The sequence below is a fragment of the Wenzhouxiangella sp. AB-CW3 genome (genome assembly GCF_014725735.1).
Lineage (GTDB): Bacteria > Pseudomonadota > Gammaproteobacteria > Xanthomonadales > Wenzhouxiangellaceae > Wenzhouxiangella.
In genome coordinates this window covers 3,001,727-3,022,438 of the sequence record NZ_CP061368.1, presented here as the reverse complement: position 1 = coordinate 3,022,438, position 20,712 = coordinate 3,001,727, and the positions used below count along the sequence as shown (strand labels likewise).

Annotated in this window: 14 protein-coding genes; 6 read left to right on the top strand and 8 right to left on the bottom strand. The window is 63.2% G+C overall.

Annotated elements, in window-relative coordinates:
* The first annotated feature begins 51 nt into the window (after window positions 1-51).
* Entirely contained in the window at window positions 52-867 is an 816-nt protein-coding gene (locus IC757_RS13070) for an alpha/beta hydrolase (protein ID WP_190974740.1), read from the top strand.
* Window positions 868-965: 98 nt separating this feature from the next.
* The gene (locus IC757_RS13065) at window positions 966-1,952 is read left to right on the top strand and encodes a hypothetical protein (RefSeq protein WP_190974739.1); all 987 of its coding nucleotides are present in this window, start codon (window positions 966-968) and stop codon (window positions 1,950-1,952) included.
* 17 nt (window positions 1,953-1,969) lie between these two features.
* On the opposite strand, the gene IC757_RS13060 is transcribed toward IC757_RS13065, so the two are convergent.
* From IC757_RS13060 to IC757_RS13040, 5 genes are all read right to left on the bottom strand, one after another.
* Entirely contained in the window at window positions 1,970-3,499 is a 1,530-nt protein-coding gene (locus tag IC757_RS13060; RefSeq protein ID WP_190974738.1) for a Ppx/GppA phosphatase family protein, read from the bottom strand.
* Window positions 3,492-5,591 carry a polyphosphate kinase 1 gene (ppk1, locus tag IC757_RS13055; RefSeq protein ID WP_190974737.1) on the bottom strand — a complete coding sequence of 700 codons (2,100 nt, stop codon included), beginning with the start codon at window positions 5,589-5,591 and terminating at the stop codon, window positions 3,492-3,494. The genes IC757_RS13060 and ppk1 overlap by 8 nt, the downstream gene beginning before the upstream one ends.
* A 103-nt stretch (window positions 5,592-5,694) precedes the next feature.
* Window positions 5,695-8,715 carry an efflux RND transporter permease subunit gene (locus IC757_RS13050; protein WP_190974736.1) on the bottom strand — a complete coding sequence of 1,007 codons (3,021 nt, stop codon included), beginning with the start codon at window positions 8,713-8,715 and terminating at the stop codon, window positions 5,695-5,697.
* Window positions 8,712-9,848, bottom strand: a complete 1,137-nt coding sequence (locus IC757_RS13045; protein ID WP_190974735.1) for an efflux RND transporter periplasmic adaptor subunit — start codon at window positions 9,846-9,848, stop codon at window positions 8,712-8,714. The genes IC757_RS13050 and IC757_RS13045 overlap by 4 nt, the downstream gene beginning before the upstream one ends.
* A 23-nt stretch (window positions 9,849-9,871) precedes the next feature.
* Window positions 9,872-10,471: a TetR/AcrR family transcriptional regulator gene (locus tag IC757_RS13040; RefSeq protein ID WP_190974734.1), complete on the bottom strand. Its 600-nt coding sequence runs from the start codon at window positions 10,469-10,471 to the stop codon at window positions 9,872-9,874.
* 218 nt (window positions 10,472-10,689) lie between these two features.
* Between IC757_RS13040 and IC757_RS13035 the strand changes: the two genes are divergently transcribed.
* Complete coding sequence (locus IC757_RS13035) at window positions 10,690-11,760, top strand: efflux RND transporter periplasmic adaptor subunit (RefSeq protein ID WP_190974733.1); 1,071 nt, start codon at window positions 10,690-10,692, stop codon at window positions 11,758-11,760.
* A gap of 7 nt (window positions 11,761-11,767) precedes the next feature.
* Window positions 11,768-14,995, top strand: a complete 3,228-nt coding sequence (locus IC757_RS13030) for an efflux RND transporter permease subunit (RefSeq protein WP_190974732.1) — start codon at window positions 11,768-11,770, stop codon at window positions 14,993-14,995.
* A 17-nt stretch (window positions 14,996-15,012) separates the two neighbouring features.
* On the opposite strand, the gene IC757_RS13025 is transcribed toward IC757_RS13030, so the two are convergent.
* Together IC757_RS13025 and IC757_RS13020 are read right to left on the bottom strand one after the other, a co-directional pair.
* Window positions 15,013-15,657 (bottom strand): 2OG-Fe(II) oxygenase, encoded by a 645-nt coding sequence (locus tag IC757_RS13025; protein WP_223846133.1) that lies wholly within the window; start codon window positions 15,655-15,657, stop codon window positions 15,013-15,015.
* Complete coding sequence (locus tag IC757_RS13020) at window positions 15,654-16,661, bottom strand: serine/threonine protein kinase (protein ID WP_190974731.1); 1,008 nt, start codon at window positions 16,659-16,661, stop codon at window positions 15,654-15,656. Before IC757_RS13020 ends, IC757_RS13025 begins: the two co-directional genes overlap by 4 nt.
* Window positions 16,662-16,792: 131 nt before the next feature.
* Between IC757_RS13020 and IC757_RS13015 the strand changes: the two genes are divergently transcribed.
* A complete protein-coding gene (locus tag IC757_RS13015; RefSeq protein ID WP_190974730.1) occupies window positions 16,793-17,989 on the top strand; it encodes a hypothetical protein in 1,197 nt (398 codons plus the stop codon).
* Between the two features lie 58 nt (window positions 17,990-18,047).
* Here the strand turns inward: IC757_RS13015 and IC757_RS13010 are convergent, their stop codons facing one another.
* The gene (locus IC757_RS13010; protein ID WP_190974729.1) at window positions 18,048-19,385 is read right to left on the bottom strand and encodes an erythromycin esterase family protein; all 1,338 of its coding nucleotides are present in this window, start codon (window positions 19,383-19,385) and stop codon (window positions 18,048-18,050) included.
* 44 nt (window positions 19,386-19,429) lie between these two features.
* Here IC757_RS13010 and IC757_RS13005 point away from each other — a divergent pair, with 44 nt between their 5' ends.
* Complete coding sequence (locus IC757_RS13005) at window positions 19,430-20,698, top strand: FAD-dependent oxidoreductase (RefSeq protein WP_190974728.1); 1,269 nt, start codon at window positions 19,430-19,432, stop codon at window positions 20,696-20,698.
* The last annotated feature ends 14 nt before the right edge of the window (window positions 20,699-20,712 follow it).

Sequence of the window (20,712 nt, the reverse complement as noted above, 5' to 3'; positions counted from 1 at the left end):
GACAGGTTGGCTGACTTGCAAGGGTAATCATCGCGGCAACGGAGTCTGGCCATGTTGAGATTTCTGCTGATGCTGGCGCTGGCCTACGGGGCGCTCCTGTTGCTGCTGTATCTGTTCCAGCCGCGGCTGTTGTTTCTGCCCGGTGTGCCGGGACGTGACCTGGTGGCCACGCCCGAGCACATCGGTCTTGAATACCGCGAGCTAAACTTCGAAACAGCCGATGGCGAAACCCTGCACGGATGGTGGTTGCCGCATGCCGATGCGCGCGCGACCTTGTTGTTCCATCACGGCAACGCCGGCAACATTTCGCATCGCCTGGACAGCCTGCAGATATTCCACGATCTGGGTCTGGAAGTGCTGATCTTCGACTACCGGGGTTATGGCCAGTCCACCGGCAGCCCGTCCGAGGCCGGCTTGTATGAAGATGCCCGTGCGGCCTGGCGCTGGTTGCTCGAAGAGCAGGGGGCTGAAGCTGACCAGGTGATCCTTTTCGGGCGATCAATGGGTGGTGCCGTGGCCGCCCGCCTGGCCAGCGAAGTGGAAGCCGCGGGCCTGATTACGGAGTCAACCTTCACCTCGGTGCCCGATATCGGCGCCGAGCTCTACTGGTGGTTGCCGGTACGGTTGCTGGCAAGGCTGGATTTCAACGCCCGCGAGGCCGTCGCCGAGGCGGCGATGCCGGTACTGGTCGTCCACAGCCCGGATGACGAGATCATTCCCTTCGAACACGGACAACGGCTTTACGAGGCTGCCGGCGAGCGCGGCACGCTGCTGGAGATCCGCGGCGATCACAACACCGGTTTTCTCGCTTCGGGTGATACCTATCGAGACGGGCTGAATCGCTTCATCTCCGAACTTGATCAGTAGGAACCTGCCGGGTTAATAACAGTAGCAGGAATCGAGGGGGTGTATTGGTGACCTCACGGGGAGAAAGCATGGCTTGGAGACCGGTTACAGGCGTTTCCGTGGCGATTCTTGTCGTCATTGCAGTGGTGTGGTGGCGGCTGCACGGGCCGGCGGAGGAGTCGGATGGCGTCCAGCTTGAGGATGAGTCGTTTGCCGCTGAGAGTGTGGATGATGGGGGCAAGGAGCCACCTGCCAGGGCCTCTGATGATTCGCATGGCTTTCCCGCGAGAAGAGCAGTCTCACCGGATCAGCGCGTTGTTCGGGAGCAACCGGCACCCGATCCGTATTCGGAGGGGAAGTCCATTGCGGATGTATTGCGGGAGGCCGCGCTGATCTACGGCTGGAGTGAGCGTCGGGTGTATGCCAACAAGACGCAGTGGCAACAGTGGTGCGAGGAAGTGGGGCCGGCATCGGGTGAGCGCGAAGTGGATTTCGACCGGATTCGAGAGAAGATGCCCGGAATGGAATCCCGGGCGGTGTTTTCCCAGTTGTGCCGCGAGTTCATCGATGAGGTGGGTGCTGATCTTGAGCAAGAGTCGCTTCTTCTGCTTGATGAGTCAGCGCAGCATGAGGCGCCGGGCATTCGACCCCAATGGCAGCTGCAATGGGAGAACATAGAGGAGTTGCACCGTGTCGGCGCCCAGGATCAGGCGCGTGAACAGATCATCGAACAACTGGATCAGGCCTTGAGTGTGCTGGACGAGGGTCTTGTTGCCTCGGCGTTGTCGAAGCTGTATTTGCGTGGCGCCGAGTTGATAGAACCTCCGATTCCGGGAGACGAGGGTAGCTACCATTTTTACTTCGACGCCAGCTTTCTGGCCGCGGCTGCGTTGATCTGCCGGGAGGCCGGGGGCTGCCATGGTGAGCAGCACCCACTGGTTCTGCGGCAGTGTTCACTGGGCCCGCCACGCAATACGGGCTGTTACCGGCCTACCGATTTGCTCGATGCCATCTATCAGACCACTACGCCGGTGGAGTACATGGCGTTTACCGCACTTTACGACCAGGTGGTCAGTCTGCTTGTCTCTTACCGGCGAGGTCAGTAGGTTTCCTTCGGGGACGTTTATGTCTGAGTTTGGTCAGTAGGCATCTGATGCTTGGGCAGGTCGCGCAACTCAAGATCGAAGCCCAACTTGCCAAGTTGTCGTTTCTCCTGAAGCAGACCTTGCATCGTCAGGGGATGGGATTCCAGCCAGCCGGACGGCATGCGCAACGTCAGCGTCCGATCATTGAGTGCCAGCCCGAAATCCGGCAGATCGGCGTCGCGCCGGGCGCGACAAACCGTGACCGCCAGTCTGAGCGCGGCGATCAGCAGGCGCAGAGCCTGCTGGTGTCGGGGTGCTTGTTGTTCGATCAGTGAAGGATCGAGCTTGCCACGGTGGCAGCCGATCAGCGTGGCCATGAACTGCTGCTCCTGGTGACTGAAGCCCGGCAGGTCGGCATGCTTGACGATGTAGGCGCCATGCAGGTGGTGGCGATCATGGGCAATCGCCAGCCCCAGTTCGTGAAGCCGGGCCGACCAGTCGAGATATTCCAGTTGGGTCCGGTGCAGGGCGGAGTCGCCGGTGATCTGTTCGGCGGCCTGCATTGCCCAGTCACGCACACGCTCGGCCTGGTCCCGGTCGCACTGGTATCGCAGGGCCATGGCCTCAATCGAGCGCAGTCGAGGGTCCTGTTCCGACAGGCGGCCGAGCAGGTCATGCAGCACGCCTTCGCGCAGTGCATGGGGCGAGATCGCCAGTGACTCGATATCGAAGTGCTGCATGATGGCCTCGATGATGACCATGCCACCGGCGATGACCGGACGCCGCCGCACCGACAGGCCTGGCAGGTCCAGCGCATCGACATGTCCGGCTTTCAGTATCAATTCTCGAAGCTGTTCGATATCCGACTGAGCGAAAGATCTGCTAGCCTCGCCGGACTGACTTGCACTCATTGATTCCAGTGCCCGCAGCGTGCCGGAACTGCCGATTGCCTGTTGCCAGCCCAGCTCGCGATATGTCTTCTCGATATCGAGCAGTTCGGTCTGCACGAGTTGCCTTGCCTGCTTCCAGCGTTTTCGGGTCAGTCGCCCGTCGGCAAACAGGTGTTGCATCATCCCCACGCAACCGAAGGGAATGCTTTCGGCAGCCAATGGCTCTGGACCTTCTCCGATGACCAGCTCGGTGGATCCACCGCCGATATCGATCACCAGGCGGCGGCCGGGGTCGGGTGTGGCCTGACAGACGCCCAGGTACACCAGCCGTGCTTCCTCGCGACCGCTGATGATATCGATCGGACATCCCAGTGCGGTTTCGGCGACCACGAGAAAACCATGCAGGTTGTCGAGCTGGCGGAAGGCCTGCGTGCCCACGGCCCGGACCTGGTGTCTGGGAATGTCTGCGATCCGCTGCCCGAAGCGCGCCAGGCTGGCCAGCGCCTTGTGATGCGTTTCGGCATTGAGGTGACCCTGGTCGTCAACGCCACCGGCCAGGCGGATCATGTCCTTGAGACGATCGATGACACGCAGTTCGCCATGTTCACGACGCGCTACCAGCATGTGAAAGCTGTTGCTGCCCAGGTCGATGGCGGCGAACAGTCCGGGATCAGGCATGGCAGATTTTCCTGATCAGGAGCTCCTGCGCATCCTCGGCTGATTTCTTCTTCGGGCCCACACGGTGATAGGTCCCGTCGGGTTGCAGTTCCAAGGCCACGACGCGGTCATCGAAGGCCAGGTCGATGCTTTCGGCCCGCACTCGCTCCGCCGCTTCGGCGTCAAGAATCGGAAAGCAGGTTTCCACGCGCTGGAATAGATTGCGCTCCATCCAGTCGGCGCTGGCAGCAAAGGTTTCCGGAGCGCCGTCGTTGGCAAAGTGAAAGATGCGGCTATGTTCCAGGAAGCGGCCGAGGATGGAACGGACCCGAATGGTTTCCGACAGGCCGGACACGCCCGGCCGCAGACAGCAGATGCCACGCACGACCAGCCGCACTGTCACGCCGGCGCGCGAGGCACGGTACAGGGCACGGATGATGTTGCGCTCTGTCAGTGAATTCATTTTTGCCGCGATCAGGGCCGGCTTGCCCTCGCGGGCATTCCTGGCCTCGCGCTCGATGCGTTTGAGCAGGAAATCATGCAGGGCAAACGGAGACTGGACGATGTGCTTGAGCGCCTGCACCTTGCCCAGTCCGGTCATTTGCTGAAACACGCGATGGACATCCTGACAGACTTCGCTGTTTGCCGTAATCAGACTCCAGTCAGTGTACGCCCTGGCGGTGCCATGATGATAGTTGCCCGTGCCCAAATGGGCGTAGCGTCGAAGCTGATTGCCCTCGCGGCGCACGATCAACATCATCTTGGCGTGGGCCTTGTGCCCGACGACTCCATAGACAACCTGTACGCCGGCTTCCTGGAGACGCGTGGCCAGGGAGATGTTGGCTTCCTCATCGAAACGGGCGCGCAGCTCGACGATGACGGTGACATCCTTGCCGGCGCGCGCAGCCTCGATCAGCAGGGCAACCAGCGGTGAGTCTGTGCCGGTCCGATACAGGGTTTGCTTGATGGCCAGTACCTGGGGGTCGGATGTGGCGTGATGAACCAGGTCCAGTACTGGCTGAAAGCTGTCATAGGGGTGGTGCAACACCCAGTCCCGTCGCCGAATGGACGTGAACAGGTCATGACGCTCAAGCTGAGGCGGAGTGCGTGGCTGAAAGGGCGGGTATTTCAGTTCCGGCCTTTCGGTCAGATCGCACACGGCAATCATTCGGTTGAGGTTCACCGGGCCGTCGCAGGCATAGGTATCGGACTCCCCCAGGTCGAAGTGTTTCATCAGGTACTCGAGCGTGGCCGCCGGACAGTTGTCTGCCACTTCCAGCCTGACTGCCTCGGCAAAGCCGCGTCCGAACAGTTGTCCTTCAAGTGCCCTGGCGAGGTCCTCGACTTCTTCTTCGTCGACGAACAGTTCGCTGTTGCGGGTCACGCGGAACTGATAGCAGCCGCGAACTTTCATGCCGGGAAACAGTTCGTCGATGAAGGCGTGGATGATGGATGAAAGAAACACGAAGTCATTGGGCCCGCGGGAGTAGCTGCGCGGGATACGGATGATGCGGGGAAGTGAACGCGGTGCACGCACCAGGGCGATGCCGCAGTCGCGCCCGAATGCATCGCGCCCTTCCAGGGTGACGGCGAAATTGAGGCTCTTGTTGAGGATGCGCGGGAATGGATGCGCGGGGTCCAGTCCCAGTGGACTGAGTACCGGCATGATCTGGCGGCGAAAGTGATGGTGCAGCCAGCGGTTCTGACGCTTGGTCCATTCATCGCGGCGGACCACGTGAATGCCCTGGTCGGCCAGTGCTGGCATCAGTTCCTTGTTGAGGACCCGGTACTGGGTCTCGATCAATTCCAGTACGGTCTTGCGGATGGCGGCGAGCGTGTCCTGCGGTGTCAGCCCGTCGGGTCCGGGCTGAGTGGCGCCGTACTGCATGCGCTGTCGGATTGAGGCCACGCGCACTTCAAAAAACTCATCGAGATTGGTGCAGGAGATGCACAGGAATCGCAGGCGCTCGAGCAGCGGAATCTGTTCGTCGCGGGCCAGCTCCAGCACACGCCGGGTGAAGGTGAGCAGGCTGATTTCCCGGTTGAACAGCAGGCGTGAGTCGTGCAGGTCATCCTGCTCCCAGCTGGTCGGGTCGCCAGTGGGCTGTCCCATAATAATAGAGCGTGAAGAACGCGACATGATGGTCTGGCTTTGTAATGCAAAACCTCACGCTATTGCACTTTGATGACTGCCCGATGACAGGTGATGACTTTGATCAGAGGCGCGCTCCGGGCACGGACCCTTTCATCAGCAGTCGGTAGGCGGCCGGGATGACCAGCAGGGTCAGCACGGTGGCGGCCAGCAGGCCGGAGATGATGGCCCAGGCCAGGGGTGGCCAGAGCGTGGACTGGGTGAAGGTCAGGGGCAGCAGGCCGGCGACGGTGGTGGCGGTGGTCAGCAGGATGGGCCGGATGCGTCGCCCCACGGCGTGGCTGATGGCCTGGTCCATGGTCAGGCCCTGTGCACGGTGCCGACCGATGACATCCAGCAGCACGATGGCGTTGTTGACCACGATGCCGATCAGGGCCACCACGCCCAGCGTGGCGGTAAAGCTGAAGGGTTGACCGGCCAGAATCAGGCCGGGGATGACGCCGGCGGCCGCCAGGGGGACAGTCAGCAGCACCAGCGAAACCAGCCGGAAGGAATTGAATTGCCACAGCAGAAACACCAGCAGCAGCAATACCCCGATCGGTAGCGTGGAAAACAGCGCGGTATTGGCGGTGTCGGCTTCGGCGGCGGCCCCGCCGAGTTCGATGCGCACGTCATCGGGCAGAGACAGTTCATCGAGTTGCCGCATCAGGCGGTCGATGACCTGACCGTAGGTCACACCTTCGGCGGTTTCGGCCAGCACCGCGGTCTTGCGTTGCAGGTCGCGATGCTCGATTACGGCCGGTTCCAGGCTCAGGCGGGTGCGGACCAGTTGCGCCAGCGGCACGTTGCCGTTGTTGCCTTCGACTTGCAGGCCGTCGAGTGCCGGCAGCGGCAGTTGTTCGCCCTCGGGGCTGCGCAGGCGCATGGGCACGGGTTCGCGTCCGGCTCGCCAGGTCGAAAATTCTCGACCCATCGAAGCCCCTGCCAGGGTATCGGCAATCTGGCGTCGGCTGATGCCGTGGCGAGCCGCCTCGGAATCGTCGATTTCAAACGACAGCGTGGGAATGCCTTCGCCCAACCTGTGGCGAACATCGACCGCGCCGGGCGTGTTGCGAACGGCGGTCATAACCTGTTCGCTGGCGGTTGCCAGCTTGCCGAGATCGTCTCCGAATAGACGCACCTCGATGGGTGCGTCGATCGGTGGGCCCTGGCCCAGACGGCGGGCCACGATCTGGGCTTCCGGCGCCAGTTCCGATGCGTGCCGTCGGGTCCAGCGCAGCAGCCCGGCGATGCGTGACTCGTCGTCGGTGATCACGACCAGGCGAGCCAGGTGCGGAGAGTTCGGTGTGTCGATCAGGTTGTAGTAGAAGCGGGGGCCTCCGAATCCGGCGAACACATGCACGGCTTCGACGCCCTCGAGGTCTCGTATCAGCGTGGCCAGTTCATTGCCCTTCAGTGCGGTGGCCTCGACGCGAGTGCCTTCACTGAAGCTCAGGTCGATGATGAATTCGTTGCGATCGGTGCTGGGGAAAAAGTCGCGTTGCATCAGACCGCTCATTGCGACGGCAATGCCAACGATGGCGATCGCGGCGATGAGTATCGGCACCGGCCGGACCACGGCCAGATGGCCGAGCCGCCGGCCGACGGTCTCGATCCGCGCCGAATGCTGCCCGGCTCCGGGTTTGAGCAGCGGGGCGGCCAGGGTCGGCGTCACGAATATCGCATACAGGTAGCTGGTGGCCAGGGTCAGCATGACCATGATGGGAATGGCCCGGGTAAAGTCGGCGGTATCGCCAGAGGCGAGCAGAAGCGGGGTGAAGGCGGCCAGCGTGGTGCCCGTTGCTGCGGCCAGCGGACCGGCCAGTTCACGCACCGCAGCCTGTGCGGCCTGGGCGCGTTGTTTGCCGCGGTCCAGGTGCCACTGCAGGTTCTCGACCATGACAATGGCATTGTCGACCAGCATGCCCAGAGCAATGACCATGCCGGCAATGGCCATCTGGTGCAGTACGCCGCCACCGATGGCGTAGATGGCCAGCGCGCTCATGGTGACCAGCGGTAGCAATCCGGCCACGACCAGGCCCAGTCTCAGGCCCATGGCGGCCAGCAACAGGCTGGCCACGATGATCACCCCGATCAGCAGCGACCGGCCCAGCTCGGCAATGCGTTTTTCCACCCACTGCGGCTGGTAGAACATTTCTTCGATCTGCAGTGGTTCGTAGCCGGGTCTGAAATCGTCAAGGTGTTCTCGCAGTTGCTGTCCGAATCGCACTGCGTTGGTGCGGCTTTCCGGTATGACGATGCCCAGGGTGACTGCCGGGCGACCGTCATGCCACACGCGCGGGGCGGCCGGTTCGCTGGGGCCGAGGCGAATGTCGGTGAACGAACCGAGCCGGACCTGGTCGCCATTGGCTGTGGCGATGGGGGTGTCGGCCAGTTGCTCGACCGCATCGAAGTCGGTCAGTGGACGCAGGACCAGGTAGCGATCCCCGGCGGCCAGCGTGCCGCCGGGGGCGACGAGGTTTCGTTCGGCCAGTTGTGCGGCCACCTGATCGTGGGTCAGGCCCAGTTCGGCTGCACGTGCATCATCCAGGGTGACCAGCAACTGCTCGCCGGGATCGCCCAGCAGGTCGATGCGGCCGATGCCCGGCACCCGGAACAGGTCGCGTCTGAGCTGTCGGGCCGCCTCGAGGAGTTCGAGCAGGTCATCGCTGCCGGTCACGGCCAGCACCACGCCGTGGGTATCCATGGTTCGGTCTCGGATCTCGATGTCGGTCACGCCATCGGGAAAACGGCGTGCCGCCTCGTCCACGGCCACGCGAATCCGGTCCCAGACCGTGTCGGTGTCATAGACGTGCTGCTCCATGCCGACTATCACGTGGGCAAAGCCGAGCCGTGCTGTTCCGTTGATCTCGTTGATTTCGTCGACCGAGGCAACCTCTTCTTCGAGCACGTTGAGCACCAGGCGCTCCATGCGTTCGGCTTCGGCGCCGGGCCAATGAACCAGTACGTGACCGTAGCGGTAGGGAAAGAATGGATCTTCCTGGCGGTCCATGCCCAGCCAGGCGGCCAGGCCGATGACCGACAGCAGGCCGACAGCCGCCAGGACCAGGCGCTTGCGTTCGAAAGCCGAGACAATCAGGTTCATGGCAGTACCCGAACCGGATCACCGTCAAGCAGGCGCCCGTGACCGGCAACAACGACTTCATCGCCGGCCTCCAGTCTGCCGTTGACCGTTACGCGACCATCGCGCAGCGAACCCGGAATGACTTCGATGCGTTCGGCCGTGTCCCCGTTGATGCGAAACACGCGCGGTGAGCCGGAAGCCGGGCGGATGACGGCAGCCATCGGCACGCTCAGCAGGGTGTCGCCATCGAACGTGATCGTGACCTGTACCGGCAACCCCGTGCGCCAGTTCGGCGCCGGTTCGGCCGGCAGACTGACGATAACCTCGGCCGGATGACCGGCGCCCGCCGGACCGACTTCCGTGATTTCGGCGGTGAGTGTGGCGGCCTGGTCGGCCTGTTGCACCGTGACCGGGTGCCCTTCGCTCAACATGCCGGCCAGCCGCGCCGGCACATTGACAGCCACTTCCAGCCGATCGGTTGAGACCATCGACACGATGGGCTGTCCGGCCGCCACATGCTGGCCCGGTTCGGCCAAAAGGGCGACGACCTGCCCCGAAAACGGGGCTCGAAGACTGCCTTCCTTGAGCTGGTCGCGGGCCTCGTCCAGGGCCGATGCGGCGGCCTGGCGGGACTCGCTCAGCGCATCGCGGCGCGAACGGGTGCGGTCCAGATCGTCGGTGGCCACCAGGCCACGCTCATGCAGCCGCTCCAGACGCTGTGTCTCCCGTTCCAGTTGTTCAATCTGGCGGTCGATCTCGCGCACCCTGGCCTGGGCCGACTCGACCCCGGGCATCAGCGCCGGATTGTGCAGCACCGCCACCACATCACCGGCACTGACCTGTTCGCCGCGGCGAACGCGGCGCTCGGCCAGGTGTCCGCCCTGCAGAAAGGCCAGCTCGGCGCGCTGAATGGCCCGGGTCACGCCAGGCAGGCGCAGCGTGGTGGCATCGTCGGCGGACTCCACTGCTGCCGTGCGTACCGGCTGGCGAGACAGCTCATCGGTCAGTGGCTGCGGATCCGCATTGCGCTGGCATCCGCTGAGGGCAAGAGCGAAAACGAAAACAGCCGCCGTGAAGGCCCATCGCCATCGTAAACTGGCCGGCCGGTCAGTTATCTGGGCAAGGGAATTCGAAATTGGGATCCGGGTATTCATGAGTCATCCTCTCCGACCGGCGCCTAGTCCGGTTGCAGTCCGCGCATGAAGATTTTCAGAAAGTCGTCGAGATACTGCTCGTCGTTCCCCATGCCGGGCCAGTCGGCATGGTGTTCGCAGGTGGCGAACCATTGCGTGCAGGCGTTGATGAAGGTCGTGACCACGTGCGTGGGATTGACGTCGTCGCGCAACAGGCCGGCCTCCTGGGCTTGACGCACCCGCTCGGCCCCGAGACCGACGAGCTCGGCATCCATGTGCACGCAGCTCGAGTCGCCTTCCAGGTGCGCCCAGGTAAACAGTCGCACCACCTGCGGGTTGTCGGCAAGAAACCGGAAATAGCGCACCACGCCGTTTCTGAGCAGATCGGCGTCCGGCACTCCGGCTTGCTCCAGTTCCTGCTTCTGGCTCTCGTAGTAACGCGAAAAGGCCAGTTCCTTGACCGCGTCCCACAACGCTTCCTTGTTGCCGAAATGGTGATGGATCAGGCTCTTGGTCACGCCCGATCGCTCGGCCAGCTCGCGCATGGTCACCGCCGCAAAACCCTGGTCGACAAACAGCTCGAAGGCCGCCTGGAGTATGCGGGCGCGGGTTTGTTCGGCGTCGCGGGTGGCGGGTTCGGTCATGGGGGGGATTGTATCGCTAACTGGTCGGCCGGTCAATTGAGGGGATGGTGTTAAGTGTTGGGTGTTAAGTGTGAAGTGTGAAGTGGGGGGGGTGGTAGATGGTGGGGTGGGGTGGATGGGTGGGTCTGGTTAAGGGTTTGTTCAAGGTGTGTTCATGGTTTGTTGCGGAAATGGGAATATCATTGAACGTTTGTAGTCTTGTGCTATCGAACAACGCGATGAGATTTGGTTTTCGGATTCCTGTTGCCCTGGTTACGGGCGTTTTGTTGCTGGCCGCCTGTAGTGGTGATGACGGTGTTGTTGAGCAAGCATCCGATGGGGAGCGTCAGGAGCGCTCTCTGCCGGTGCGTGCCGCGGAGACGGGTTCGCGTGACTTGTCGCGCATCGTTCGGCTTTCGGCGCCGGTTGAACCCATGCGGACCATTCGGCTGGCGGCTCGCACTGATGGTGTGGTCACCGATGTTCGGGTCGAAGAGGGTGACCGGGTCGAGGCCGGCGAGGTGCTGGCCAGTATTGATGTGCGCGAACAGCGCGCGGAGTTGTCGCGGGCGCGGGCGAGGCTGGCCGAAAAGGAAGCGAATTTCCAGCGCATGGAACAGTTGCGCGAGCGCGACTACGTCGATGCCGCGCAGTACGAGACCGCGCGCGCGGAGCTGGAGATTGCCCGTTCCGACCTGGAGTTGTGGCAGACCCGGGTGGATTTCGGCACCGTGACGTCGACCATCGACGGCACCGTGGTGGAGCGCTATATCGAGCCCGGCGAGGCGATCTCGCGTCACGAGCCGCTGTTTGCCATCGCCGATCTGTCCAGCCTGGTGGCTCGGCTGGGCGTGTCGGAGCTCGATGTCTGTGGTCTGCGGGTGGGCGATAGCGTGGTTGTCCAGGTCGATGCCGTCGCTGACGGCAATCCGGTTGGCGGTGTGATTCGGCGCATCTTTCCCGCCGCCGACGAAACCAGCCGCCTGATTACCGTGGAAGTGGAACTGCCCGAGGCGCTTGAGCTGGGTTTGCGACCGGGCTTTCTGGCTCGCGCGCGACTGCTGGTCGACAGTCGGCCCGATGTGCTGGCCGTGCCTTCGGTTGCGGTCGGAGAAGAACGAGGCCAGCACTTTGTCATGCTGATCAATGGCGATGATCGACTGGAGCGACGCGAGATCGAGGCGGGGGTGATCCGGGGTGCCTGGCGCGAGGTGATTGGCGGGCTGGAGGCTGGCGAGAAAGTGGTTGCCGCCAATCCGCTGGAGATGAATGCCGGCGAGCTGGTGCGCATCGTCGACCGGGTGGAGTGAATGAATCATGACCGAGAAGCACGAACGACCCGAATCCGAACAAGTTGATCCCGCCCGCGGGACGAAGTACTACAGCGGCCTGACCCACTCGGCCATCCGCCGGCCGGTGGGCACGCTGGCCATTGCCTCGGTAGTGCTGGTGCTGGGCCTGTTTTTTGTCGATCGGTTACCGGTCAACCTGCTGCCCGAAGTCGAATTCCCGCTGGTGCGCATCACCGTCAATTATCCCGGCGTGGCCCCGGAGGTGATGGAAGAGCAGGTCACACGCGTACTCGAGCGCAACCTGTCGTCGGTGGAGAATCTCGCCGGAATATCCTCGCGCGCCTCGGAAGGGCGCACCAACGTTAACCTGACCTTCGAGCATGGTGTCGATCTCGATATCGCCATGCAGAATGCCGCGCGCCAGCTTGAGGTGGCGCGCCAGCAGTTGCCCTCCGATATCCAGCCGCCGCGCCTGCGCAAGTGGGATCCGGGGGAGTGGGCCATCTGGCGGGCGGGCTTCTCCTCGCCCACGCGTGAACCACGCGAGGTTCGCGACTGGGTGGAACAGCGCCTGGTGCCGCAGTTGCAGTCCATCAGCGGCGTGGCCTCCGTGGAGGCGGCCGGTGGCCAGGTCCGGGAAATCGAGGTGGTGCTTGATCAGGACCGCCTGCGCTACTACCGCCTGACGCTGTCGGATGTCGCCGACCAGCTCGCCCAGCAAAACGTCAATATTGCCGCGGGCAACATCACCTCGCCCAACTTCGATGTGATGGCGCGTACCGATGGGCGCTTCGCCAGCCCGGATGACATCGGCGATATCCTGCTGACCGTGCCGGGGACTGAGCGGCGGATTCGCCTGCACGAGATTGCCGATGTGCGCGACGGCTTTGCCGAGCAACGCCTGTTCGTGCGTCTTAACGGCACCCCGGCCACGCAGCTTTCGATCTACAAGTTGCCCGAGGCCAACGTGGTGCAGGTGGTCGACGCCATCAACGAGCGCATGGCCCAGCTCGATGAGTCGGGCTTCATGCCGCCCGACGTTCACTGGGAGGCGACCCGCGATGGCGCCTATTTCGTGCGCGGTTCGGTCGACGCAGTCGCCACTGCGGCCATTTTGGGCGCAGTGCTGGCCATGGTCGTGGTGCTGGCTTTCCTGGGGTCGTTGCGAAAGAGTTTCGTCATCGGTCTGTCGATCCCGCTGGCCGTGCTGTTCACCTTCGTGCTCATGGGTCTGGGCGGACAGACACTCAACGTGATCAGCCTCGGTGGCCTGGCGCTGGGGGTCGGCTTGCTGCTCGACAACGCCATCGTCATGCTGGAGAACATTTCGCGCCACCGTGACAAGCTCAAGAAATCCTCACAGGATGCGGCCCACGATGGGGCCCAGGAAGTGATTTCGGCGATTACCGCCGGTACTTTGACCAACCTGGCCGCGGTGGTGCCGTTCTTGCTCATTACGGGCATGGCCGCGCTGGTGTTTCAGGAGCTGATCCTCACCATTTCCTTTGCCGTGGTCGCCTCGCTGGCCGTGGCGCTGACCCTGGTGCCCATGCTGTCGGCCCAGTTTGGCAAGGTGCAGTACCGGTCCGGCCTCAATCGCACGGCCATCTATCGCGGTTTCGATGCCTTCATCGAGTGGCTGATCGTACGCTATCGGGCCATCCTGCGTCCTGTTCTGCGCTGGCGCTGGGGCGTGGTGGTCGTTTCGCTCGGGCTGTTCGTGGTTGCGGTGCTGGGCATGGGACGGCTGGGCAACGAGTTTCTGCCGCAGCTTGATGACGGTCAGGTCAACGTTCGTATCCATCTGCCGCCGGGCACCACGCCGGAGCAGACCGATGAAGCCGCGCGCATGGTGGAGAACGAAATCCGCAACATGCCGCATGTGGAGAGCGTGTTCGCCATTGTCGGCGGCCATCTGCATGGCGGCGTGGTGTCTGAAAGACCGGGGACCGCGCGCATGGACGTGGTGCTGACCGATGCCGCTGAACGCCCCGAACTGCCGGCCGGACTCTGGGTGGCCGAGGCGCAGGACCGTCTGCGTGAACTCGATATTCCAAACGCCCGCACCTGGATTCGCCCCCCGCGTATTCCGGGGCTTAATTTCGGTGCGCGTGGCACCGACATGGACGTGATGATCGTCGGCGAGGATCTCGACACCCTTGAGAATCTGGCGATGGAAATGGTCGACCGGCTCGATGGCCTGACCGGCCTGGACGATATCGAAATGGCGCGCGACGACCGCACGCCGCTGCTAAGCATCGATGTCGACCGCGAGCGTGCCGCCGCGCTGGGGTTGAATGTCGGCGAGGTCGGCCGCTCATTGCGCGATGCGGTCACCGGGTCCGTGCCCACTCGCTATTCCACCGGTGCCAATGAGTATGACGTGCGCGTGCGCCTGCCGCGAGAGGTCACCGGCGACGAGCAGCAGCTTGGCCAGCTCATCGTGTCCTCGGGCAACGGGCGCGTGATTCAGCTGGCCGATGTCGCCCGCTTCAACATGGGAGAGGGCCCGGCCCACATCGAGCGGGAAAACCAGGTGCGCGTGCAACGCGTGACCGGGAACTTCAATACCGCGCTCAACGATGCCGGCTCGATCATGGATGAGATTCGCGAACGGGTCGAGGCCATGGCCATCCCAGACCAGTACGGGCTGATTTTTGCCGGCCAGTTCGAGACCGCCGAGGAAACGGACCGGGAAATGCTGACCGTCATCCTGCTCGCCCTGTTTCTGGTCTTCGTGGTGCTGGCCGTTCAGTACGACCGGCTGTCCAATCCGCTGGTCATCATGGCCGCTGCCCCCCTGAGCCTGATCGGTGTGGTCAGCATGCTGGCGATCACCGGCACACCCTTGTCGGCACCGGCTTTCCTCGGCGTGATTCTGCTGATCGGCATCGTGGTCAACAACGCCATTTTGCTGGTCGAATACATCGAGCGCGGTCGGCGGCGCGGACTGACCACGGCGGAAGCGGTGGTCGAGGCCGGCGGCATTCGCTTGCGGCCGATTCTCATGACCACGCTGACGACGGTCGCCGGTATGACCCCGCTGGCCATTGGCATGGGTTCTGGCGCAAACCTGATGCAGCCGCTGGCCGTGGCCGTGATCGGCGGTTTGCTGGTGGCCATGCTGCTGACGCTGTTCCTGATCCCCTGCCTGTACGTGATCGTGCAGAATGCCAGCGACTGGCTGGTCGAAAAGCTGACCGGCAAGCGGCCGGATCCGACCCTTGGCGGAGCTGAAACTCAACCGGGCTGATACATTTGGCCCGACCGCTATCGTGGCGGGTCGATGTAGCTGGCCGTGGTGTTGTTGAGCCGAAACCACCCGGCAATACTGGCACGATGGATGCGCGAGGGCAGGACCTCGTGCGGGATCTCTTCGCTCAGGAACAGGGCGATGGTACCGGCGCGCGGCTCGATGCGGGCCATCTCTATATCGCTGTCGGGACGATAGAGAACCAGTTCCCCGCCGTCGCCGAGTTGCCAGTTTTCATTCAGATAGATGGTCACCGAAACGATCCGGTTGGCCGCGCCCCGGAAGCTGTCGAGGTGTCGACGGTAGAAGGTGCCCGGGGGGAAGTGGGCCAGGTGGCCCTCGAACTCGAACAGCCCCAGGAACAACTCGCGGTTGAGATCCAGGCGCAGCTCCTCCAGGCGGTCGAGCAGACGGCGTTGCACGGAACGTTGCCGGGTCAACCAGAAGATGCGATCGCCGCGCACATCGTGGTCGATGTGGAAGTCGGATTCTCGGCCGACACCGGCCTGTTCCAGCCGCTCTTCGCGGGCCAGTTCGATCAGTTCCGAACGCAGGTCGGGCAGCAGGTCGCCGCAGACCATGTTGTCGCCCGACCACCAACCCACGCGTCGCAGGGCATTGGTCGCTGACAGGATGTCACAGGCCGAGACAATATTGCTCACGTCATGCGCTCCGGCAAGAGTGGCGGCGGTTCCGACATTTCTCCCAATTGTTCCTTGAGTTGCTGGATCACGTTTTCCCAGTGCCGGTCTTCTCCGAACCAGGGGAAGGCGGCGGGAAAGGCCGGATCATCCCAGCGGCGCGCCAGCCAGAACTGATAATAGATCATGCGCATCGTTCTCAGCGGCTCGATCAGGTGCAATTGACGAGCATCGAAATCGTGAAAACGACGATACTCCTCCAGCAACCAGCCCAGTTGCTGGCCGCGTTGTTCGGCCTCGCCCGACACCAGCATCCACAGGTCCTGTATGGCCGGGCCGGTCAGACAGTCATCCAGGTCAACGAAATGCGCCTGATCATCCCGCCACAGGATATTCCCCGGGTGACAGTCGCCGTGCAAGCGCAGTTCGGCGACATCGCCCGCGCGCTCCCAGCCGGCCTCGATGGCTTCGAGCAGTTGTTCGCCAAGTTGTTGAAACGGTTTTTCCAGGTGCAGGGGCAGCCACTGCTTGTCCAACAGCCAGCGCACGGGCGCCCGCGCGCGCTGTTCGATGTCGAGTCGTTCGCGGTGCTGAAAGTCGCGGGTGGCCCCGACAGCGTGCATGCGACCGAGCACCCGTCCCAGGTGACGCAGGGTGGGTTCGTGGGCCGGTTCCGGCGCATGGCCGCCACGGCGCGGGAATACGGCGAGGCGAAAGCCCTTGCAGTGGTGCAGGGTGCGTCCGTCAATGGTCGTGGGCGCCACAACCGGCAGGTCATGTTCGGCCAGTTCGGCGGCAAACTGGTGCTCTTCCTCGATGGCCGAGTCAGACCAGCGCTCCGGTCGGTAGAACTTGACCACCACCGGTTCTTTGTCTTCCAGGCCCACCTGCCAGACGCGGTTTTCGTAGCTACCCAGCGCCAGCAGCCGGCCATCCGGCACCAGGCCAAGCTGTTCGATGGCATCCAGCACGTTTCCGGGGTCGAGACCGGCGAATGGGCGTGTCTTGGGGGCAGGGTCGGACAAGGTTCGGACTCCGTGAGTGATCTGCGTCTTGCAGATGCCACCTGTTGGCTTATGATCTATTCATGCCGGCCAATATCGATCTGGTGGCCCATTCGCGTTGACCCTGGCAGTCATTTCGGGAGTATTGTGGCATGAAACTGCATCAATTCGCTGTAGTCCTGGCCTGTGCAGCCTGCCTGAATACTGCCTGGGGAGATGACGATCAGGAGCGCGAGGAGCGCAAGCGCCAGCAACAGGAGCTTCAGGACCTGTCTTGTCGCGACGACCTGGACCGGCCGGAAAGCTGGCTCGACCGCTCACATTCCTATCTGGGTCAGCGCCTGTGCGAGCCGGCCGCCTGGTTCGATGGCTTCTTCGGCGATGAGCGGGCCCTGGAAGAAACCCCGGTAGGCACCTTTTTTCGATTTCGCAATTCGGTCAAATGGGATCAGACCGAAGGCACCAGTCCGGGCATGCAGGTGCGGGCCAACATCATGCTGCCGCGAATCTCCGAACGGGTTCGCTTGCTGGTCAGTCGTGATGAAGATCTCAGCAGCGAGTTTGGCGATGGGCCGCCGGTGGGCGACCCGGACGATCGGACACGTCTCGGCCTGCGATTTCTGGCCAGCGACCGGGCCCGTACCCGATTTGATATCGATGGCACGGTGCGGGTCAGTGGCACCGAGCTCAACCCACGGGTACGCGGTCGCTATCGCCATGTGCAGGGGTTGACCACCCACACCCTGACCCGCCTGACCCAGTCGCTGTTCTGGGAGCGGGAGGAAGGTGTCGGTACCACCTCACGCGTTGACTGGGAGTGGTTGCCAGACCGCGACCGCCTGGTGCGCTGGACCGGTCAGGGAACCTGGTCGGAGGCATCCGACGGGGTGGACTGGCGTAGTTCGCTGGTCGGTTTCCGGCAGCTTGACGCCAGCACCGCCCTGCGCGGAGAGCTGGGGGCTTTCGGCTTTACCCATCCGCGTTTCGAAGTCGAGGAGTATTTTGTCGCCCTGCGGTTCAGGCGCCAGTTCCTGCGTCATTGGCTGTTCTACGAGATCCAGCCCGAGCATGCCTGGCCGCGTGATTTTGAAACCGGCGAGTCGCGCCGCAACGACTGGCGCCTGACCTTTACCCTGGAAGTGCAGTTCGAGAACCGGCGGGCCCGACGGGAACGCCTGAGGCGCTATGCGGGCGAGCAGGAAGAGCTGCAGGAATGGCATCTCGAGCCGATTCCCGTCGAGGCGCCAGGGGAGGAACGGGCCGATGACCCCGTGCTGGAAGACGAAGACAATGACGAGAATGACGAGGACTCCGACAACGGGGAAACGGAAGACCTCGATGGAGCCTGATGGGTGACTATTATCCCGGCACGAATGTGATCGACATTCGTGCCGGGATAATAATCGTTCATGGGTGCAACGGATTGAGTGCCGACGTGCGACTGATGAAAATCAATGCGTCATAACGCCAGGGCAGCAGGGTCGGTACGTAGGCGGCGGGCTGGGCCGGATCGAAGACGACGCCGATGGCGCGGTGGTCCAGTGCAACAGCGTGGTCCTGCTGCCGGAACGCCGATCCAAACAAGACCAGTGCCTGCTCCGGTGCGTGCGCCTCCAACAGGGCCTCGACGCTGCCGGCCTGAGCCTCCTCCAATTCGAAGACCTCCTGTGACGCGCCATCAGTCCGTGCGGCCATGACCTCGCCCGAGTGGGTCGAGAAACCGACGGTGAATACCTGATCCTCGCCCTTGTCCTGGCGCAGGAGCTGGCCGATGCTGACCTGGCCCTGGCCATGCATGGGCGTGGCCCGGGCATCGCCGACATGGGTGTTGTGTGCCCAGAGCACTCCGCGAGCCTGATCGCCGTGGTGTCGGGTCAGTTCTTCGAGGGTGTCGTGGAAGTGGGCCACCCGGCGGTTCCAGCCGTCCGTGCTACTTCTCCGGACCGTGCCATGAATATATTGCTCGAAATGGGCAATGGCCCTGGCGTTCTGACGGGCCTGCCAGTGTTTCGGCGTCTCGTCGCTGGTCTCGTCGAGGATCTCAAGTGCCAGCCTGGCCTGATCTGACAGGCGCTCGTTGCCGGCGACCAGATGGTCCGGATAACCATCGAACGAGTCCGGGAGGTCCAGGAAGTGGCTATAGGCGCTCTTGACGCGGTCGTGATCATCGGGCTGATGCGTCTCGAACCATGCCAGGACGAAGTCCACCGAGTCTTCGGGATTCTGCAGGTCCAGTCCGTATAGACCAATCCGGTCTTCGGCATCCAGTGACTTGTTGTGATCGCGCAGCCACTCGCAGAAATCGGCGAATGCATTGTTGGCCCAGAGCCATTGCGGCCAGCGGTCCAGCTCCTGCATCACGCCGCCGGCACCGTCGTCGTGGTCCCTGGTCAGGGTGACATACTCATTCAGTCGGCCAATGGCCCGCCAGTCACCTTCCACGGCGATGAAATCGAAGCCTTTCTCCTGCACCAGGCGCCGGGTGATGCGGTCGCGCCAGACATAGAACTCACGCGTGCCGTGCGATGCTTCGCCCAGCAGCACGAACCGACGTTGTCCGATGGCCTCGATCAAAGGCTCTAGGTGATCTTCGTTCTCGAGCTTGGTGGCATGTTCGGCGATCAGTTCACCGTAGCGTTCGGCGCTATCCGGCTCGGATTCCGCGGACGCGCTGGCAGCGAGCAGGATCAGGGCTGTCAGGCATACCAGGCGTCGGATGACGCTTTGATTGCAGCTAAAGGACATTCGGTCTTAGAGTCTGTGTTGATCTAAACTGATGGTAGCAGTGTATGAGCCTGAACGTGGCGGTGATCGGAAGCGGTATTGCCGGGTTGGCGGCAGCCCGGGCCTGCCGGGATGCCGGTTCTGCGGTCAGGCTGTTCGAGGCCCGCGAGGAACTGGGCATGGCATCGCAGGCCCTGGAGGTCGACGGCGGAATCGTTGACGTGCCACTCAGGGTCATGGGCGAGGGGCGATGGGACAGGACCCTTGAACTGGCCCGGCGGGTGGGTATGGAGACCTTTCCGGCCGATGTGCAGGTCAGTTGCAGCTGGATGGATCAGCGTACCTGGTTTCGCAGTGGGCAGATGCCACTGACCGGATGGCCCATGTTCGGCTCGCTGCGCCATCTGGGTCTGCGGGGACTGCGTCTCGGGCTCGGCCTGTGGCGACTGGCGCGTCGGACGCGAGACCTGCTGCAAGGAAACGACGACATGCGGCTGGATGAATTCGCCTGGCGGTATGTTCCCGACCGGCTGTTCTGGCGCGGGTTGATTCTGCCCATGCTCTCGACTATCTGCACCTGCAGCGAGCGGCGCCTGAACGACTGGCCGGCCCGTCAGCTGCTTGCTCTGCTTGACGATATCGTGCATTCCGGCGAATTGTTGCGCCTGAAGGGAGGCGCTGCACCTTTTGCCCGCGCCCTGGCTGCCGATATTCCTGCCCATGTGGGCAGTCCGGTGCATACGGTAAAGCCCGATGGAGAGGCGCTGGCTGTACGCAATGCCCGTGGCGATGGTGGTGTCTATGACCGGGTCATTGTCGCCACGCAGGCCAATCAGCTCGACTTTCTCGATGACGATGCGTTCGGTGCCGAACGCCAGCTGCTGGCCGGTATCCCGTATGCCAGTGGCGAGCTTGTGGTTCATCGTGATCCGCGGTTCATGCCGCGCCGCCGGCGTGAATGGACCGCCCTGAATTTCCTGATGGACCGGGGGCTGGAGAACAGCATGTTCACGGTCTGGGTCAATGCCGTCGAACCCACCCTGGCCGGACGAGCGCCGGTCTTCCAGACCTGGAACCCGTTGTTCGAACCGCGCGATGAGCACGTCATTGCCGGCTTTCCCATGCAGCGGGCCGTGGTCAACCAGGGCAATGCCGGTATTCTCGAGCAGTTGGCGCGGTGGCACGACCAGCCCGGGCGTCGGCTATTCTACTGCGGGTCCTGGGCCTGCCCCGGCGTGCCCCTGCTGGAGACCGGCGTGCAATCGGCCGAGGCTGTGGTATCGCGCCTGATCCGCGACCCTCTCGGACCGGCCGGACAGGTGGTCGCCGGCTGAGCGGAGAAAGCGGG